The organism is Mycobacterium gordonae (assembly GCF_017086405.1).
GTDB lineage: Bacteria > Actinomycetota > Actinomycetes > Mycobacteriales > Mycobacteriaceae > Mycobacterium > Mycobacterium gordonae_D.
In genome coordinates, this window is record NZ_CP070973.1 from 3,914,088 (window position 1) to 3,928,546 (window position 14,459).

The following is a 14,459-nucleotide window of genomic DNA, read 5'->3' on the forward strand; positions in this document are numbered from 1 at the left end:
ACGCGATCAGGTGGTCGCGGGTGCTCACCTACGGACTGCTGCCGGCGCTGGCGTTGTCGCTGGCAGCGGCCTCCGGCTGGCTGAAATGGCAAGACATGTCCGCCCGCGACGCGGCGGTGGCCCGGGCGGAATCCATCCGCGCAGCCAGCGAAGGCACCATCGCACTCTTGTCCTACCGACCCGACACCGTGCAACAGGATCTTGACGCCGCGCGCGGCCGGTTGACGGGTACGTTTCTGAATGCCTACACCCAACTGACCCACGACGTCGTCATCCCGGGTGCCAAGCAGAAGCAGATCTCAGCCGTGGCGACCGTTCCGGGCGCCGCGTCGGTGTCGGCGACAGCCGACCATGCCGTGGTCCTGCTCTTCGTGAGCCAGACCGTCGTGGTCGGCCAGGATGCCCCGACCAGCACCGCGTCCAACGTTCGGGTCACCCTCGACAAGCGCGACGGCCGTTGGCTGATATCGCGATTCGATCCGGTCTGAGGTGGTTGCGATGCGCCGTTTTGGTTCGGTGGTGTTGTTCCTGGGCTCGTTACTCGTCGCTGGCACGGCGCCGCGAGCCCATGCGGACGCGGTGGCCTATCTGGTCAACGTAACCATGCGTCCCGGCTACGACTTCGCCACCGCCGACGATGCGCTCCAGTATGGCAATGGATTGTGCGACAAGATATCTGGGGGACGCAGCTATGCCTCGCTGATCGGCGACGTCAAGTCCGACTTCAGCACCACCGACGAATACCAGGCGTCGTATCTGCTGAACCAGGCCGTGAACGAGTTGTGTCCGGCTCTGATCTGGCAGTTACGTCACTCCGCAGCCGACTACCGAATTGGAGGCTGACATGAGGCGAATGCTGCTCACGATCTCCGCGATATCGTTGGGTGCCGTGTCGGGGGTGCCGTTGGCCCACGCGGACAACAAGCGCCTCAATGACAGCGTGGTCGCCAATGTGTTCACCGTTCAACATCAGGCAGGCTGCACCAACGATGTGAAGATCAGTCCGCAACTGCAGCTGGCCGCTCAGCGGCACTCACTCGACGTCTTGAACAACCGAAACCTCAACGGCGACATCGGCTCCGACGGGTCCGGACCCCAGGACCGGGCCGCCGCTGCCGGCTATCGCGGTAAGGTCGCGGAAACGGTGGCAATCAATCCCGCCATGGCGATCAGCGGTGTCGAGTTGATCAATCAATGGTATTACGAGCCAGCGTATTTCGCGATCATGTCCAATTGCGCCAACAGTCAGATCGGCGTGTGGTCAGAGAACAGCCCCGACCGGACCGTCGTGGTAGCGGTCTACGGACAACCCGCTGTCCCGGCCGCGACACCGCTCAAGCCGCCGTCGGTAGTGGCACTGCAAGAGAATGTTCCTCTCGATCCCCGCCCGGATTACGACGCCACCGACGAGATCGAATACGCCGTCGACTGGTTCCCGTGGATACTGCGCGGGGTGAACCCGCCACCCGGAATCCCGCCGGAGTGAAATCGCACATGCGTCACGTGAGCCGGGTGCATGAAGGCTCCGGAGCCTGATATCACCCGAGATTTCAAGGGACTTCGTCCAGATGCAGACAGCAGCGAACAGCACGGCCGCAGGGCCGTCCCAAGAGTCACCTCCGTAACGTGAGCCGGGTGGCGCTCGGCTCTGGAAGTTGATATCGCATGTGATGTCAACGGATTCGCTGTTTCGTGACGATCCGAACTTGTCGGTGGTCTCTCGCAAGATTTTTTTGGTATGGCGTCAGGCACGCGCGAGGAGATCGTGGAGGTCTTCGACGCGGCCGATGACGTCCAAGACAGGTTGTGCGCGTTGACCATCGAGGCGCTGTCCCCTCACCGAGTTGGTGCGCGCCAACCAAGGAGAACTCTGCGCCGAACCGCCCCCGGAGCCGGCTGCCCCCGACGGGACACCGACACCCGCAGCCAACCCCAACGCAGCCGCGACGCCACGATCACCGCCCTCCACACCGTGTTCGCCACCAACGACCTCCGCACCCACAACGGCGCATCATCGTCACCACCACCCTCAATGACCTCGAAGGCGGTGCAGGCCAGGCCCGCACCTCCTGGGGGCAGGTGGTACCCGTCTCCCAGTTCGTCCGCTGGGCCGCGCAGACACACCACTACTTCGCGACCAAACCGATAGACCCACTGCGTTAGGATTGCATCCCTTCGGATTTGAGAACCGGAGGGAAGATAACGGCGCATCCCTGCAAAGCGCCGAGAGCAGGCCGTTACTCCACTACGTTCAGGGCCAGGTTTCGTCGAACAGGCCCAACCGTCAGCTTGAGGAGCAGCGAGATGATCTTCGCCCATTCGACCGGTACCCGGCTCGCCGCAGCGGCACTCGCCGGGCTGTCGGCGCTGTCATTATCGGCATGCGGCAAACCGACGGTGAAACCCGAGGGCGCCGCGCAATCGGTCATCGACGTCGTCTCCAAGCAGACGGGCTTCCGTCCGACGGAGGTAAATTGCCCGTCAGGAGTCGAAGCCAAAGTGGGCCAGCAGTTCGACTGTCACTTCACCGGGCCGGAGGGCACGCCCTACACGGCACACATGCGAGTCACCAAGGTCGACGGCGAGACCGTCTTGTTCGACGTCAACTCCCGGCCGAGCTAGGCAGCCGATCAACGGTGGCGGCCAGCACCTGCCGACATCCGCTCCACATGCGCGCGATGATGTCGGCGGCGGGTGGAAGGTCGTCGATCCGTCCGGCCACCTGTCCGGCATTGGCAACACTGGCGTCCATGTCGCCGTCGAAGTAGAGCCGCTGCACTCGTTGCAGCGCCGCAGCGCCCTGCTCGAAAGACGCGGTGCCGTCCAGCTTTTCCGCGGCAGAGGTGCGGATCACGCGCATCATTCGCCTGCCATCCAGGGGGAGTAGCACCGTGGACGTCTCGTCTGCGCCAACGACTGCCTGCTTGAGGTTGCCGTGTACCGGCGAGTCGGCGGAGGCCAGCAGGCGGGTGCCCATCTGCACACCGTCGGCCCCGAGCACCAATGCGGCGGCCATCGATCGGGCATCGCAGATGCCACCCGCCGCCACGATCGGTACGTCCACGTGGGCCGCTACCAATGGCAGCAGAACCATCGTCGACGCTCCGAAGCGGCTCTTGAATCCGCCTCCCTCCACACCTTCGACCACCAAGCCGTCCACGCCGGCGTCGACCGCCTTCCTCGCCGCCGCCAAAGTCCCGACCACATGGAAGACGCAGATTCCAGCATCGTGCAGTCGGGCGGTGAATAGCGAGGGGTCACCTGCTGAAGTGGTCACGAAGCGAATATTGTTGTCAACCAACAGGTTGACGACGGCGGGGTCGCGATTGAACAGCAGCGCGATGTTAGCCCCGACGGGCCGGTCGGTCAGTTCATGAACCCGCTGCACATCGGCACGTCCTTGCTCCGACGTGGTTTCGATGATGCCCAGCGCCCCGGCATTGGACACCGCCGCGGCCAGTTGCGCGCCGGCGATATAGGTCATCGGCGCCTGGATGATCGGAATGTCGATGTCGGCCAGGGCACAGAGCCGGTTCGTCTGGTCAATCGGCATGGTGCTCTCCGGTTTTGGCGTCGCGCGGGTCGATCAGGTCGCGGAACCCCTCAGCCCGGATCACCGTGGCCCCCAGGTGCCGAACACGCTCGGTCAGCGCCCTGTCTGATGTCACGACCCGGATCTGCTCGGGTCGGTGGTCGGCCTGCACAAGCCGGACAATCTCGTCATCGGCCGAGTTCGCCGCGGCTCGCGGCGCGAAGGCCACCTCGATCAGCGTCGAGCGGATCGGCGTTGACGGCGGGCGCTCGAACACCACCGTCACGGCGTCGGGCTGGGTTTGCGCCCACTGGTCAAGCCGTTGTGTCAGCACCACCATCGCGCGCTGGCGGTCTTTCCACCAGCCGTCGGGACGACTCCCGATCACGTTCATTCCGTCGACAATCCATCGCACACCTCACGGTACGACTCCCGGATCGACGAAGCCTCAGAACCACCGCCGCCTGCGGGCTCTCCGGCTGTAATTCTGGGCGCTGTCTTCCAGTGCACCCAGGGCATTGATGATCTCGAGCTGCGACAGGATCATCAATCCGTTCAACTGCTTGAGTCGTTCCGGGTTGGCCGCAATCGACTCCTCATCGTCGACATAGATGAGCAGAAAGTCCCGCAGCGCCTGACTGCCTCGCATTCTCTCGGGGACTTTCATCTGCCGCAGGACAGTGGCCATCTCGGGCTCGTCGGTCACAACAGCGCTCCTTCACGTCGAGTGTCACGCGTTAGCGTAGATGCCTCGACATCGCCGAAGTCAGAGCAGCCGCTCGCGGGCCTGCTCGTCCTCGCCGTCGTGCTGACGTTCGTCTTGGTCGTCAGCCGGCGCGGTGGCCGACGCCAGGCTCGCTTTGGAAGCCCCACCCGAAGCTCCGGCACCGCTCATGCCGCTGCCCAGCGGTGCCGCACCGCTCATCGCCGACGAGCCCGCGCTGGCGGCCGTGGAAGCCATTGACGACGACGCCGCCTCGGAAGTGAACCCGGCCAGCACCGGATTGCCCGCCGCTGCGCCGAGTTGGCCCTGCAGTGCGGCGACACCCAGGCCGCCACCGCTCATGCTCGACCCGCCGGCCGAGCCGAACCGGGACATCGTGGCGGCGCTAAACATCACCGCGCCGGCCGCCGAGTCGTCGGATTCGCCGTACATCCGGGCGATGTCGGTCAACGCGGTGCCGGCCCTCATCAGCTCTTCCTGAGCTGCGGTGTTCGACGCCAGCATGGTCGCTGCCTCCTGCGCGAAAGCCATCACCGCCTGCATCGACACCTCTTCACCGCCGGCAGGTATCAGTCCAGTCAACACCGACATGGCCGCCGTCGATGCGGCGCTGAGACCCTGGCTACCGATGTCGACCAGCTGCGAACCGATGTCACCTGCGGCCGGATCATGCGACATGGAATCCATTGCCATTTGCGTGCTGCTCCTGTGTTTGTGCGCGCCTACCGCGGCGACCTCGCCGGTCCCACCGCGCTGGACAACATCTCAATTCTAAGGTCCCTGACGAGGGTCCCGAAGCACTTTCTGCCGCGGCCGAACCGGCGATGAGCACAATGCGCAAAACTGCGAAATCGTCGCTTACTCCGACTATCGCCCACAACCGCGACATGTCCACCCTCTCGTCCTAGGTTCGGTCTCAACCAATGACGCAATTTGCAACGCGGCAAGCAGTTCCTGCCGATTTTCGCGGCGCGGGGGAATTCGGCACTGCACAGAAGAGGAGTTAGCCAATGCAACCCATGACATTTGATCCGGTCGTCGGTGACATCGGCGCGCAGGTCGTCCAGATCGGCATCAGCAGCCTGCAGGCCGGAGACCACGCGCAGCAATCGATCACCGGCCTGGCACCCGCTGGTTCCGACGAAGTATCGATGCTGGCAGCGGCTTCTTTTCAGCAAGACGCCGGCTCGATTTTGGAGCTGCACAGGGCCGCTCAGCAAGAGCTGATACGGACCGGTGCGGCCCTGACACAGATCGCGCAGACCTACACGGATGCCGACCAGTCAGCCGCGCAGGCCGTCATTGTCAGCGCGCTTCCGATGTCAAATCCGTGGGCCGCAGAATAGTCCGCGATCACCCCTCGAAAAGGAGTACACAATGGGCGCATTCCGCCTCGCCAGAATAAAGCGATCGCCAATTCCTGGAGCTGCCGACAACGTGATCGATCTGGCCGACCAGGCCATGTTCCTGGGTGAACGAGCCACCGGAGCCACCGGCTTGCTGCAGTGCGCCTGGGATTACCACCACACGATCGACGTCGACGGCCTCCGGATGTTTCATCACCACCTACAGCAGGGACGGCTACGGCGCAGCATTGAGCCCTCACCTCTGCCTTTCGGCCGCCATCGTTGGGTCAGTCCGCAACGCTTCGCCGACATCGAGATCGTGGCGGAGGCCCGCCCGCGCGCGGAGTTCGACGCCTGGCTCGTCGAGCAGGCCCACCTGCGACTGGACGCCGAGCACGGGCCGCCGTGGCGCCTTGCGGTACTTCCGTTCGCAGAAGGCGGCGCCGGAGTGAGCCTGGTGCTGTCCCATTGCCTGGCTGACGGGCTGGGGTTGTGCGAAGCGTTGGCCGACGCCGCTGCCGGCCGCGACGACGCCGTCCGCTGGCCCGAAGCCCGTTCGCGTCGGCGCACGCGGGTGCTGCGGGCCGACCTTCGCCAAACGGTGCGCGACCTCCCGGCGTCCGGTCGCGCTGTCGGTGCAGTCGCCCGGATGGCCTGGCGGGAACGCGGTTCCGCGTCGCCATCACCCGGCCGATTCGTCGTGCGCGACGAACCAATCGCGATGCCGATGACGACGGTTTTTCTCGACGGTGACGAGTGGGATGCCCGCGCGCACGCGCTCGGCGGCACCAGCAACGCGCTGTTCGCCGCCGTGGCGGCCCGGCTGGCCCAGCGTGCGGGACGAGTCGCCGCCGATGGCTCCCTGGTGTTGGCGATGCCCGTCAACGAGCGCACCCCGGGGGACACCCGCGCCAACGCGGTGACCAACGCCGACATCACCGTCCCTCGGGTGCCGACGACGACCGATCTCCGCGACATCCGCGCGACGATCAAGGAAGCACTGCTCCGCCACAACGAGATTCCCAACGAGCGGTGGGCCCTGATGCCGCTGGTGCCGTTCCTGCCCAAACGACTGGTCAAGCGGTTGGTCGGGGTGGCCGCGGGTACGCCCAGCACCGTCGTCGCATCCAACCTCGGCGCCATCGACCCTGATGTGACCCGCGCCGACGGCACACCGGCCGACAGTTTCGCGATGATGTCGCTGTTTCCCGGTGTGACGACATCGATGATGCACAGCACCGGCGGACGGTTGGCGCTGGCTTCCGGACGCGTGTACGGCCGCATGTTCATCTCCGTACTTGCGTATCAGCCAGACCGGTTCAACTCGAATGGCGTTCTGCGGCAGGACCTGCTCGGCACGCTGCGAGAGTTCGCACTCACCCCCACCTGCGGCTGGCCGCGCCCCGGACCGCTCGACGAGGCCGCTTGACGTGCTCGCCCCGCACCCATCCCAACAGCGCATCGGTGGCCCGGGCTCGGCCGGAAACAGGGTTCACCGTCGCGGTCGCGCCGCCGGATCGCCTGCGGCGAACTCCTGTTCCGGCCGGCCCGTCGTCCCGTAGCGCAACCCCACGCTGACCTCGCCGGTGGTGGCCAGCGACGCCAGATAGCGTTGCGCCGTTGCCCGCGATATACCGATGGCGGCAGCTACCTCGGCCGCGGACATCGGCACCTCTGATGCTTGCAGAGCCTGCAGCACCAGCTTCTTCGTCGGCGAGGCCACGGTGGTGGGTGACTGAGCCGGAACCACTTTGGGACGCAGCGCATCCAGAGCCGAGTCCACGTCAGCGGCAGTGAGATTCGGAGCGGACAGGATCTTGCGATAGCGCGCGTAGCCCGCCAGCCGCGCGGCCAGTTCGGTGGTGGCGAAGGGCTTGACCAGATAGCTCACCGCACCTGCCGCCATTGCGGCGCGGATGGTGTCGGCTTCCGTCGCCGCCGTCAGAACCATGCTGTCACCGCGCAATTCGCGGATGAAGTCGATGCCGGACCCGTCGGGCAGATAGACATCGACGAGTGCCAGGTCGACCGGTGCGGCCTGACGTGCGGCCACCACGGTGTTGGCGGTGGCAGATACTGCGAAACCCGGCATCGCGTCAACGATTCCGGCGTGCATGTTGGCGACACGGAAGTCGTCATCGACCACCAGAACCGTCAGTTCTGTTCCACCCATTGCTCCTCCTCAGTCATCACCCCTGGCAGACGGGCGATGAACTCCGCACCGATCAACCCCTCCCGTGCGGCCGGACTCCCCGGACTCGACAACCGGAGCTCACCACCCAGAGATCGGCTGATCTGGCGCGACAAGGCAAGTCCGATGCCGCGCCCACCAGGAATCCCGGAGTCAGGTTTGGTTGACGTGCCCTCGGTGAACAATTTCGCGACGAAGTCGGGCGCGACGCCGTCACCGCTGTCGGCGACCGTGACATGCAAGGTCGAACCCTCCTGCAGAAGTTCGATTTCAACCTCTCTAGCTAAATTCTCACCGGTTCGGGCCGCGTCGATCGCATTGTCGAGCAGGTTCCCGACCACGGTGGTGACATCCACGGGGAGTTCCAGCCTGCCCGACACCCACGTGTTCTCGCCGATCTTGAGCGTCACACCGGCTTCCCGGGCGGCCGCGGCTTTGGCTCCCAGGAACGCCTGCAGGTGGGTGTCACGGATGGCGTCGATGCCTGGCAATGCCGATCCGAGCGGGCCGGATCCGAGTAACTCCTCCAGGTACTGCAACCCCTCCTCGACATGACCGGTGTGCAACAGCCCGTTCAGCAGGTGCAACCGGTTGGCGAACTCGTGGCGCTGGGCACGCAGCGCTGTGCTCATGACCTGCACGGCATCCAGTTGCCGAGTCAGTGACTCGACGTCGGTGCGGTCGCGCACCACCAACACGGTGCCCAGCGGCCGTCCGTCGCGCTGCACTTTGCGCGCCGAGACCACCACGATGCGCTGGCCGACGGTGGCCAATGTCGGCGCCGAATCGGCCGCGTGGAACACATCCAGAACCCTTGGCGTCAAACCAATCTCATCGATGCGTCCGCCCAGGTCGGTGCCGATCTCCAACAACCGGCATGCTTCGTCGTTGACGAAGGTGATGCTGCCCGTCTCGTCTGCGGCCAGCACCCCTTCACCGATGCCGTGCAGCACTGCTGCCTGGGTGCGCACCAGTTCTGCCATCTCAGCCGGGCGCAGACCCAGCGTCATCCCTCGCCACCGCCGCGCGAGCGCCACCGAACCCACCACACCGATCAACAGCGCCGCCCCACCCAGGGGGGCCAGCACCCGCAGATTCTTGGAGAACTGTTCGTCGAACTCTTTTGTGGAGATACCGACGCTGACCATGCCCAGCACCCGATTTGTCCCGGGCTCCACCACCGGCACCTTGGCGACGATCGAACGTCCTAGCGTGCCCGCCTGATGAACCACCTCTTCCTGGCCGCTAAGGGCCTTGGAGGGATCCGTACTGACGCGCAGCCCCAACTCGTCGCGATGGGGATGGGCGAGTCTGAGGCCCTGAGTGTTTGTGATGACTACGAACAACACGTGGGTGCGCTGCTCAACGCGCGACGCGACCGACTGCAGAGGCCCGGTCGCCAGTTCATTCACCAGGGCTGACGGCGCGGTCACGGTCGGGGTCAGCGGGATGTTCTCGTAGCGCCCGATGTTGTTGAGCACGGTAGGGGACGAGGCCACGACACGGGCGATATCCATTGCGTGCTCGCCGTATTGGAGGTCCAGGCGATGGCGGTTGAACTCAGCGAACAGCCCGAAAGCCACTATCAACGTCAGAGTGACCAGGACCAGTTGCAGCAACAGCACCCGACTGGCGAGCCGCAAGTCGATGCGACCCCGGATGGGCATGCGGGGACTCTACCATGCAGCGTGAGCACAATGCGCAAAACCGTGGCGTGCGCACCCGCCGCTGCGGCGCCTGCCCACCGATACCATCAGCGGATGCGCGACTCGAAGATCCTGATCACGGGGGTGACCGGACAGGTTGCCACCCCGGTTGCCGTCGCCCTGGCAGCTGACAACGAAGTCTGGGGCGCGGCCCGGTTCACCGACGCCGCGGCGCGCACCCGCCTCGAGCAAGCGGGCGTGCGCTGCGCGACGGTCAACCTGGCCGACGGAGATTTCAACGGCTTGCCGTCCGATTTCGACTACGTCCTCAACCTTGCGGTCGCCAAGAGCGGTAGGTGGGAGAAGGACTTGGCGGCCAACGCCGACGCGGTGGGCCTCTTGATGGCGCATTGTCGCGGCGCGCAAGCCTTTCTGCACTGCTCATCGGCGGCGGTATACGACCCGCCCGACGACGATGTGCGCACCGAGCGCACTGCGCTGGGAGACAACCACAAACCGCTGTTCCCCACCTACTCGATCTCCAAGATTGCCGGGGAGGCTGTCGCCCGTTCGATGTCGCGCGTGCTGGGAGTACCTACTACGATCGCCCGCCTGAACGTTCCCTACGGCGACAACGGGGGGTGGATGTACTACCACATGGAGATGATGCTGGCCGGCATCCCGATCCCGGTGCCGCCTGGCGAACCTGCGCTTTACAACCCGATCCACCAGGACGACATCATCGCCACCATCCCCAAATTGCTTGCGGTGGCGACGGTTCCGGCGACGACGGTCAACTGGGCCGGTGATCAGGTCGTCAGCATTCAGCAATGGTGCGCCTACCTCGGGACGCTGACCGGCCGCGAGCCGGTGTTCGACGAGAGTCCCCAGGCCCTGCGCGGCAATCCCGTCGACGTAAGCCGGCTTCGCGAACTCATCGGGACCGGCAGCACCGTCGACTGGCAGGACGGCTTGCGCCGGATGACGGCGAAGTTCCACCCCGAATTGGTCAGCGCCAAGTCATAGATGGCGTAGCAGCCGGTCGGCGAATTCCTCGGGGTGCTCCCGGTGCATGAAGTGCCCACCGGGTAGTTCTTCGACGGTGTACTCACTCTCGAACATCCGCGCGGCGAATCGATAATCTGACGGCTCGACGATCGGGTCGTCCGATCCCGCGAATACGACGGTGGGCACCGTGATCTTCGCCTTCAGGGACGCCGACGGGATAGGGGAGAGCTTCCGGTAGTAGCCGAAGGCCGCCTTCAAACTCGCCGGATCAGCGAAACTGGCCCGGACGGCGGCGAACTCGCCGGGATCGGGACGCCAGGTCGGCGACCACCGCCGATAGATGGCAGGCAGTGCGGCAAAGTCGTTGCGCGCGAATCGGTTAGGCGCGCCCGGGAGCTTATAGGCGGCGAAGTGGCGAACACCCCAGATCTTCTTCAGCGACGGCTTGACCGCCGCAGGGTGCGGGATGCCGATCACGAACAGCTTCCGCACCCGCTCGGGTCCGAGCGCGGCGGCACCATAGGCGGCCGAGGCACCCCAGTCGTGGCCGATGACAATGGCCTCCCGCGCATCCAGCGCATCGATCAAGGCGAGGGAATCGCGCGCCAAGGTCTCCTGATCGGGATCGCGGTCCGGAATTTCGCTCGGACGGTATCCGCGCATGAAAGGGCTGACCGCACGGTATCCCTTGGCCGCGATCCGGGGTCGCAGATTGTCCCAGGAATGTGCGGTGTCCGGGAACCCGTGCAACATCAGCACCAGCGGCCCCGAACCCTCTGCCAGGTACGCGAAGCGCAGTCCGTTCGCGTCGACGAACTGGGTGTCATCAGCCATGGCGGCGACGCTACGCGACGCGCTGTGCAGTGAACAGGCGGTCGAACCTAGCTTGCCTTCGGCCTGCGACTGCCGTGACATAGGCGTGTCAATGCTCGACGGCGGCACGTTGTTGACGGTGATTCCCTTCGCCGCGTATTCGTTGGCGAGCGAATTGGTCAAGGTGATAACTCCGCCTTTGGCCGCTGCGTAGTGCGCCATGTACGGGGATCCCGTTGCGCGCTCGACGAGGAGATCATCACTATCCGCCCCAGCGTGCGGCGACCATGTCCGGAAGTGCCACCTGAGCGCAGTGAAAGGTTCCGGTCAGGTAGCTCGTGCACCCGCCACAACAGCCGGTTGATCGTCGCCGCGCGTTGCGCCACAAGGACTTCCCGGCGATCCACCAATAACTTCAACTCGCGCGAGACCTCATCATGGGAGGCGACCGGCAAGTCAGGTTCACGCAAACACCCCCGCGCGACTGCTAACGCGTCGATCGGGTCCAACTTGCCCTGGGTGCGCGCACTGGCCCGAGTCTGAGCCATCAACTTCGGCGGTACCCGCACCACCCTCTGGCCAAAGCCCATCAGGTCTGTTGACGACGGTCGAAAACTAGGCCACAGACGACGGTGAAAAGTAGGCCACGTGGTCGGTGGTTATTGTGCCGTGTTGTCGGCTCTGGCGGAGGGCAGGGTGTCGATTCCGGTGTCTTTGAGCCGGTAGCTGGAGCCTTTGAGGGTCAGGACGTCGGCGTGGTGGACGATGCGGTCGATCATCGCCGCGGCGACGACTTGATCTCCGAACACGTCGCCCCAGCGGGCGAAGGGCAGGTTCGAGGTCAGAATCAGCGAGGCGTGTTCGTAGCGGCTGGAGACCAGTTGGAAGAACAAGTTCGCGGCGTCCTGTTCGAAGGGGATGTATCCGACCTCGTCGACGACGAGAAGGCCGATGCGGCGCAACTTGGCCAACTCGACGGGCAGTCGCCCCGCGGTGTGGGCGGCCTTGAGGCGAGCGACCCAGTCCACCGCGGTGGCGAACGCGATGCGATGCCCGGTCTGGGCGGCTTTGATGGCCAATCCGATGGCGAGGTGAGTCTTGCCGGTTCCCGGTGGGCCGAGCAGCACCACGTTGCGGGACCTGGCCAGGAACGCACCCGTGCCTAGGTGGGCGACCATGTCCCGGTTCAAGGCCGGTTGGTGATCGAAGTTGAAGTCTTCCAACGACTTGCGCGTCGGAAACCCCGCCGAGCGGATGCGGGTCGCCGCACCGGAGGCTTCCCGGGCCGCGACCTCCCGGGAAAGCACCGCCGCCAGATACTCCTCATGAGTCCAGTTGGCGTCACGGGCTTGCTCGGCGAGCCGGGCGGCGGCGTCGCGGATGCGCGGCGCCTTAAGGGCCTGGGCGTAATGCAGGACGGATTTGATCGGATCCTCGGCCATGATCACGCCACCTCCCCGTCGGAAGTGACTGTTGCCGTGGTGAAGTCGACACCGAACGCGCGGTCGTAGTCGGCCAGATCACGGACCAGGTAATCACCGACCACCGGTGGTGGGCCGGTTTGGAACTGTCGACGCAATGCTGCGGCAGTCGCGACGTGGGTGGGATCGGTCAGCGTTTGTCGTACCGCCCAGCAGCGGTCATGAGCCGCCAGCTGGCGCCCCGCTCGGGTCACCACCACCTGATTCAAGGTGGTCCTCACCTCGACGAGCTGTCCGATCGCATGCGGGTCCACGGAGTAGTCGTTGCCGGCCACCCGCACGTAGTAGTCGCGCCCCAGCCGCACCGAGGTCACCGCCTCGGTGACCGGCGCCACGGGCGGCAACGCCAGCATCTGGGCTCGATCGCCGTCGAGGAAGTCGACCGGACGACCATCGAGGACCCGCACCCGACGGGCGTTGGCGGTCGGAAGCCATTGGCCCAGTTGAGTGTTGAAGTCCGCTGGCGAAGTGAAGCTGCGCCCCGGCAGGAACGAGGTCTCCAAATAGCGGTTGGCTCGCTCCACGATCCCCTTGGATTCGGGGTCATAGGGTTTGAGTTGCACCAGCCGCGACCCGAGCGTGCCCATCAACGCGGTGACCGGATCGGTCAACCGACCGCGGCGTCCGATCCCGGCCTCGTTGTCCCACCACAACTCATGGGGTGCCGCGGTGAAGCTGCCCGAGAGTAGCTGCCACATCCCGGCCACCAGGTCCATCGTCTGACGCGAGGGCAGCATCATTGCGGCGATGAACCGGGAGAACGCCGCGACCATCACCAGCACCGGCAGCATCGCCTCCTGGCCGAACCCGACCGCGATCCTGGGTGCCGGGAACCACAGGTCGCACTGAACCGCTCGCCCCGGAGGATGGTCGAGGCGGTCAACCGGATCGGCGAGCAGGTGCTCCGGGCGGATCGCTCGGACCCGCTCGCGGAACCAGGAGATCGAACCCGTCCACCCGACCCGCTCGGCGAGCACCGTCGCCGGCATCTGCGGATAGGCCGACAGCAACGCCCGGATCCGCGGCTCCACCTCGCTGATCGCCGACGGCGCCGAAGCTCGCTCGTACTTCGGTGGACCATCGCCGGCCAGCGCCCCGGCCACCGTGTCACGCGCGATGCCGAGCTGGCGTGCAATGGCCCGCTGCGACAAACCCTCGCTGCGATGAAGATGCCGGATCAACGCCCAGTCTTCCAAGGAGATCACCCATCCAATCTGATTGGGTGGCCTACTTTTCAACCGTTGCGAGTGGCCGGACTTTCAACCGTCGCCAACAAGGTCGCGCTCCAACCTGGCCGATAAGTACCGGCAATCCTCAATCGCCCACACCACCTCGGCCCCGAACCGTTCGCGGGCCCACATCACCGCCTCGGCATGACCCGTCGTCGTTGCTTTGACGACCTTTCCGCCGAGCTTGCGCCCAACCTCGTTGACCGCAACAAACGTATGGGTGCGCTTGTGTACACCAACTCCAACAACAACCATGGTGGATGCCTCCTTCACTGTGAGGTGACGGTTGGGCCGGTCGGCGGACAAACCTCAGTGGGGGCGGTTGCCACGCTCCCATCAAGTCACGCCGGCCGGTCCTTCACACCTGATGCCGACAAAACGCATGAACCCCAACCACGGCGGCAGCGAGCCTATGAGCCAGACACCAGGTGATCAGGATCCAACCACCGCAACATGCGGCAACCCCACCCTGACACTGACGCGAGCCTA

General features: G+C 65.2%; 17 protein-coding genes and 3 pseudogenes. 7 read left to right on the forward strand and 13 right to left on the reverse strand.

Annotated elements, in window-relative coordinates:
• Nucleotides 1-5: 5 nt before the first annotated feature.
• The 3 genes from JX552_RS16570 to JX552_RS16580 are packed head-to-tail and all read left to right on the forward strand — an operon-like array spanning nucleotide 6 to nucleotide 1,486.
• Entirely contained in the window at nucleotides 6-488 is a 483-nt protein-coding gene (locus JX552_RS16570; protein ID WP_205878492.1) for a hypothetical protein, read from the forward strand.
• 10 nt (nucleotides 489-498) lie between these two features.
• The gene (locus JX552_RS16575; RefSeq protein ID WP_205873148.1) at nucleotides 499-843 is read left to right on the forward strand and encodes a DUF732 domain-containing protein; all 345 of its coding nucleotides are present in this window, start codon (nucleotides 499-501) and stop codon (nucleotides 841-843) included.
• Nucleotide 844: 1 nt separating this feature from the next.
• Nucleotides 845-1,486 carry a CAP domain-containing protein gene (locus JX552_RS16580; protein WP_205873149.1) on the forward strand — a complete coding sequence of 214 codons (642 nt, stop codon included), beginning with the start codon at nucleotides 845-847 and terminating at the stop codon, nucleotides 1,484-1,486.
• A gap of 258 nt (nucleotides 1,487-1,744) precedes the next feature.
• On the opposite strand, the gene JX552_RS16585 is transcribed toward JX552_RS16580, so the two are convergent.
• Nucleotides 1,745-2,002: a hypothetical protein gene (locus JX552_RS16585; RefSeq protein ID WP_205873150.1), complete on the reverse strand. Its 258-nt coding sequence runs from the start codon at nucleotides 2,000-2,002 to the stop codon at nucleotides 1,745-1,747.
• Between the two features lie 302 nt (nucleotides 2,003-2,304).
• Between JX552_RS16585 and JX552_RS16590 the strand changes: the two genes are divergently transcribed.
• Nucleotides 2,305-2,622: a DUF4333 domain-containing protein gene (locus JX552_RS16590; RefSeq protein ID WP_205873151.1), complete on the forward strand. Its 318-nt coding sequence runs from the start codon at nucleotides 2,305-2,307 to the stop codon at nucleotides 2,620-2,622.
• Here the strand turns inward: JX552_RS16590 and JX552_RS16595 are convergent.
• Genes JX552_RS16595 through JX552_RS16610 form a run of 4 tightly spaced genes read right to left on the reverse strand, consistent with a single transcriptional unit; the run spans nucleotide 2,603 to nucleotide 4,934 of the window.
• Nucleotides 2,603-3,553 (reverse strand): NAD(P)H-dependent flavin oxidoreductase, encoded by a 951-nt coding sequence (locus JX552_RS16595; RefSeq protein ID WP_205873152.1) that lies wholly within the window; start codon nucleotides 3,551-3,553, stop codon nucleotides 2,603-2,605. The two genes, JX552_RS16590 and JX552_RS16595, sit on opposite strands and share 20 nt — an antisense overlap.
• Nucleotides 3,543-3,947 carry an NYN domain-containing protein gene (locus tag JX552_RS16600; RefSeq protein ID WP_205873153.1) on the reverse strand — a complete coding sequence of 135 codons (405 nt, stop codon included), beginning with the start codon at nucleotides 3,945-3,947 and terminating at the stop codon, nucleotides 3,543-3,545. The genes JX552_RS16595 and JX552_RS16600 overlap by 11 nt, the downstream gene beginning before the upstream one ends.
• 33 nt (nucleotides 3,948-3,980) lie before the next feature.
• Nucleotides 3,981-4,238, reverse strand: coding sequence for a hypothetical protein (locus JX552_RS16605; RefSeq protein ID WP_205873154.1), 258 nt, complete (start codon nucleotides 4,236-4,238; stop codon nucleotides 3,981-3,983).
• A gap of 60 nt (nucleotides 4,239-4,298) precedes the next feature.
• Nucleotides 4,299-4,934 (reverse strand): PE family protein, encoded by a 636-nt coding sequence (locus JX552_RS16610; RefSeq protein ID WP_277395990.1) that lies wholly within the window; start codon nucleotides 4,932-4,934, stop codon nucleotides 4,299-4,301.
• A 341-nt stretch (nucleotides 4,935-5,275) separates the two neighbouring features.
• Between JX552_RS16610 and JX552_RS16615 the strand changes: the two genes are divergently transcribed.
• The gene (locus JX552_RS16615) at nucleotides 5,276-5,602 is read left to right on the forward strand and encodes a PE family protein (protein ID WP_205873155.1); all 327 of its coding nucleotides are present in this window, start codon (nucleotides 5,276-5,278) and stop codon (nucleotides 5,600-5,602) included.
• 31 nt (nucleotides 5,603-5,633) lie between these two features.
• Entirely contained in the window at nucleotides 5,634-7,031 is a 1,398-nt protein-coding gene (locus JX552_RS16620; protein ID WP_205873156.1) for a WS/DGAT/MGAT family O-acyltransferase, read from the forward strand.
• A 63-nt stretch (nucleotides 7,032-7,094) separates the two neighbouring features.
• Here the strand turns inward: JX552_RS16620 and JX552_RS16625 are convergent, their stop codons facing one another.
• Both JX552_RS16625 and JX552_RS16630 read right to left on the reverse strand, forming a co-directional pair.
• Nucleotides 7,095-7,775: a response regulator gene (locus JX552_RS16625; protein WP_205873157.1), complete on the reverse strand. Its 681-nt coding sequence runs from the start codon at nucleotides 7,773-7,775 to the stop codon at nucleotides 7,095-7,097.
• Nucleotides 7,757-9,460: a sensor histidine kinase gene (locus JX552_RS16630; protein ID WP_205873158.1), complete on the reverse strand. Its 1,704-nt coding sequence runs from the start codon at nucleotides 9,458-9,460 to the stop codon at nucleotides 7,757-7,759. Before JX552_RS16630 ends, JX552_RS16625 begins: the two co-directional genes overlap by 19 nt.
• A 93-nt stretch (nucleotides 9,461-9,553) precedes the next feature.
• Between JX552_RS16630 and JX552_RS16635 the strand changes: the two genes are divergently transcribed.
• A complete protein-coding gene (locus JX552_RS16635) occupies nucleotides 9,554-10,465 on the forward strand; it encodes an NAD-dependent epimerase/dehydratase family protein (RefSeq protein ID WP_205873159.1) in 912 nt (303 codons plus the stop codon).
• Here JX552_RS16635 and JX552_RS32425 read toward each other — a convergent pair.
• The 6 genes and pseudogenes from JX552_RS32425 to JX552_RS16660 all read right to left on the reverse strand — a co-directional run.
• Entirely contained in the window at nucleotides 10,460-11,281 is an 822-nt protein-coding gene (locus tag JX552_RS32425; RefSeq protein ID WP_431195986.1) for an alpha/beta fold hydrolase, read from the reverse strand. The two genes, JX552_RS16635 and JX552_RS32425, sit on opposite strands and share 6 nt — an antisense overlap.
• Nucleotides 11,282-11,323: 42 nt before the next feature.
• A pseudogene (locus JX552_RS34140) lies at nucleotides 11,324-11,591 on the reverse strand (SDR family NAD(P)-dependent oxidoreductase); the annotation flags it as partial.
• Nucleotides 11,583-11,856 (reverse strand): annotated as a pseudogene (locus tag JX552_RS16645) (IS110 family transposase); the annotation flags it as partial. The pseudogenes JX552_RS16645 and JX552_RS34140, both read right to left, overlap by 9 nt.
• A gap of 63 nt (nucleotides 11,857-11,919) precedes the next feature.
• Nucleotides 11,920-12,702, reverse strand: a complete 783-nt coding sequence (istB, locus tag JX552_RS16650) for an IS21-like element helper ATPase IstB (RefSeq protein WP_205873160.1) — start codon at nucleotides 12,700-12,702, stop codon at nucleotides 11,920-11,922.
• Nucleotides 12,703-12,704: 2 nt separating this feature from the next.
• The gene (istA, locus tag JX552_RS16655; RefSeq protein WP_205873161.1) at nucleotides 12,705-13,946 is read right to left on the reverse strand and encodes an IS21 family transposase; all 1,242 of its coding nucleotides are present in this window, start codon (nucleotides 13,944-13,946) and stop codon (nucleotides 12,705-12,707) included.
• 57 nt (nucleotides 13,947-14,003) lie between these two features.
• A pseudogene (locus tag JX552_RS16660) lies at nucleotides 14,004-14,243 on the reverse strand (IS110 family transposase); the annotation flags it as partial.
• Between the last annotated feature and the right edge of the window lie 216 nt (nucleotides 14,244-14,459).

Bases quoted from the DNA above. Each gene is read 5' to 3' on its own strand.
- JX552_RS32425 (WP_431195986.1), bottom strand. From the start codon at position 11,281: ATGGCTGATGACACCCAGTTCGTCGACGCGAACGGACTGCGCTTCGCG.
- JX552_RS16615 (WP_205873155.1), top strand. From the start codon at position 5,276: ATGACATTTGATCCGGTCGTCGGTGACATCGGCGCGCAGGTCGTCCAG.
- JX552_RS16595 (WP_205873152.1), bottom strand. From the start codon at position 3,553: ATGCCGATTGACCAGACGAACCGGCTCTGTGCCCTGGCCGACATCGAC.
- JX552_RS16575 (WP_205873148.1), top strand. From the start codon at position 499: ATGCGCCGTTTTGGTTCGGTGGTGTTGTTCCTGGGCTCGTTACTCGTC.
- istB (WP_205873160.1), bottom strand. From the start codon at position 12,702: ATGGCCGAGGATCCGATCAAATCCGTCCTGCATTACGCCCAGGCCCTT.
- JX552_RS16630 (WP_205873158.1), bottom strand. From the start codon at position 9,460: ATGCCCATCCGGGGTCGCATCGACTTGCGGCTCGCCAGTCGGGTGCTG.
- JX552_RS16620 (WP_205873156.1), top strand. From the start codon at position 5,634: ATGGGCGCATTCCGCCTCGCCAGAATAAAGCGATCGCCAATTCCTGGA.
- JX552_RS16625 (WP_205873157.1), bottom strand. From the start codon at position 7,775: ATGGGTGGAACAGAACTGACGGTTCTGGTGGTCGATGACGACTTCCGT.
- JX552_RS16610 (WP_277395990.1), bottom strand. From the start codon at position 4,934: ATGTCGCATGATCCGGCCGCAGGTGACATCGGTTCGCAGCTGGTCGAC.
- JX552_RS16580 (WP_205873149.1), top strand. From the start codon at position 845: ATGAGGCGAATGCTGCTCACGATCTCCGCGATATCGTTGGGTGCCGTG.
- JX552_RS16590 (WP_205873151.1), top strand. From the start codon at position 2,305: ATGATCTTCGCCCATTCGACCGGTACCCGGCTCGCCGCAGCGGCACTC.
- JX552_RS16635 (WP_205873159.1), top strand. From the start codon at position 9,554: ATGCGCGACTCGAAGATCCTGATCACGGGGGTGACCGGACAGGTTGCC.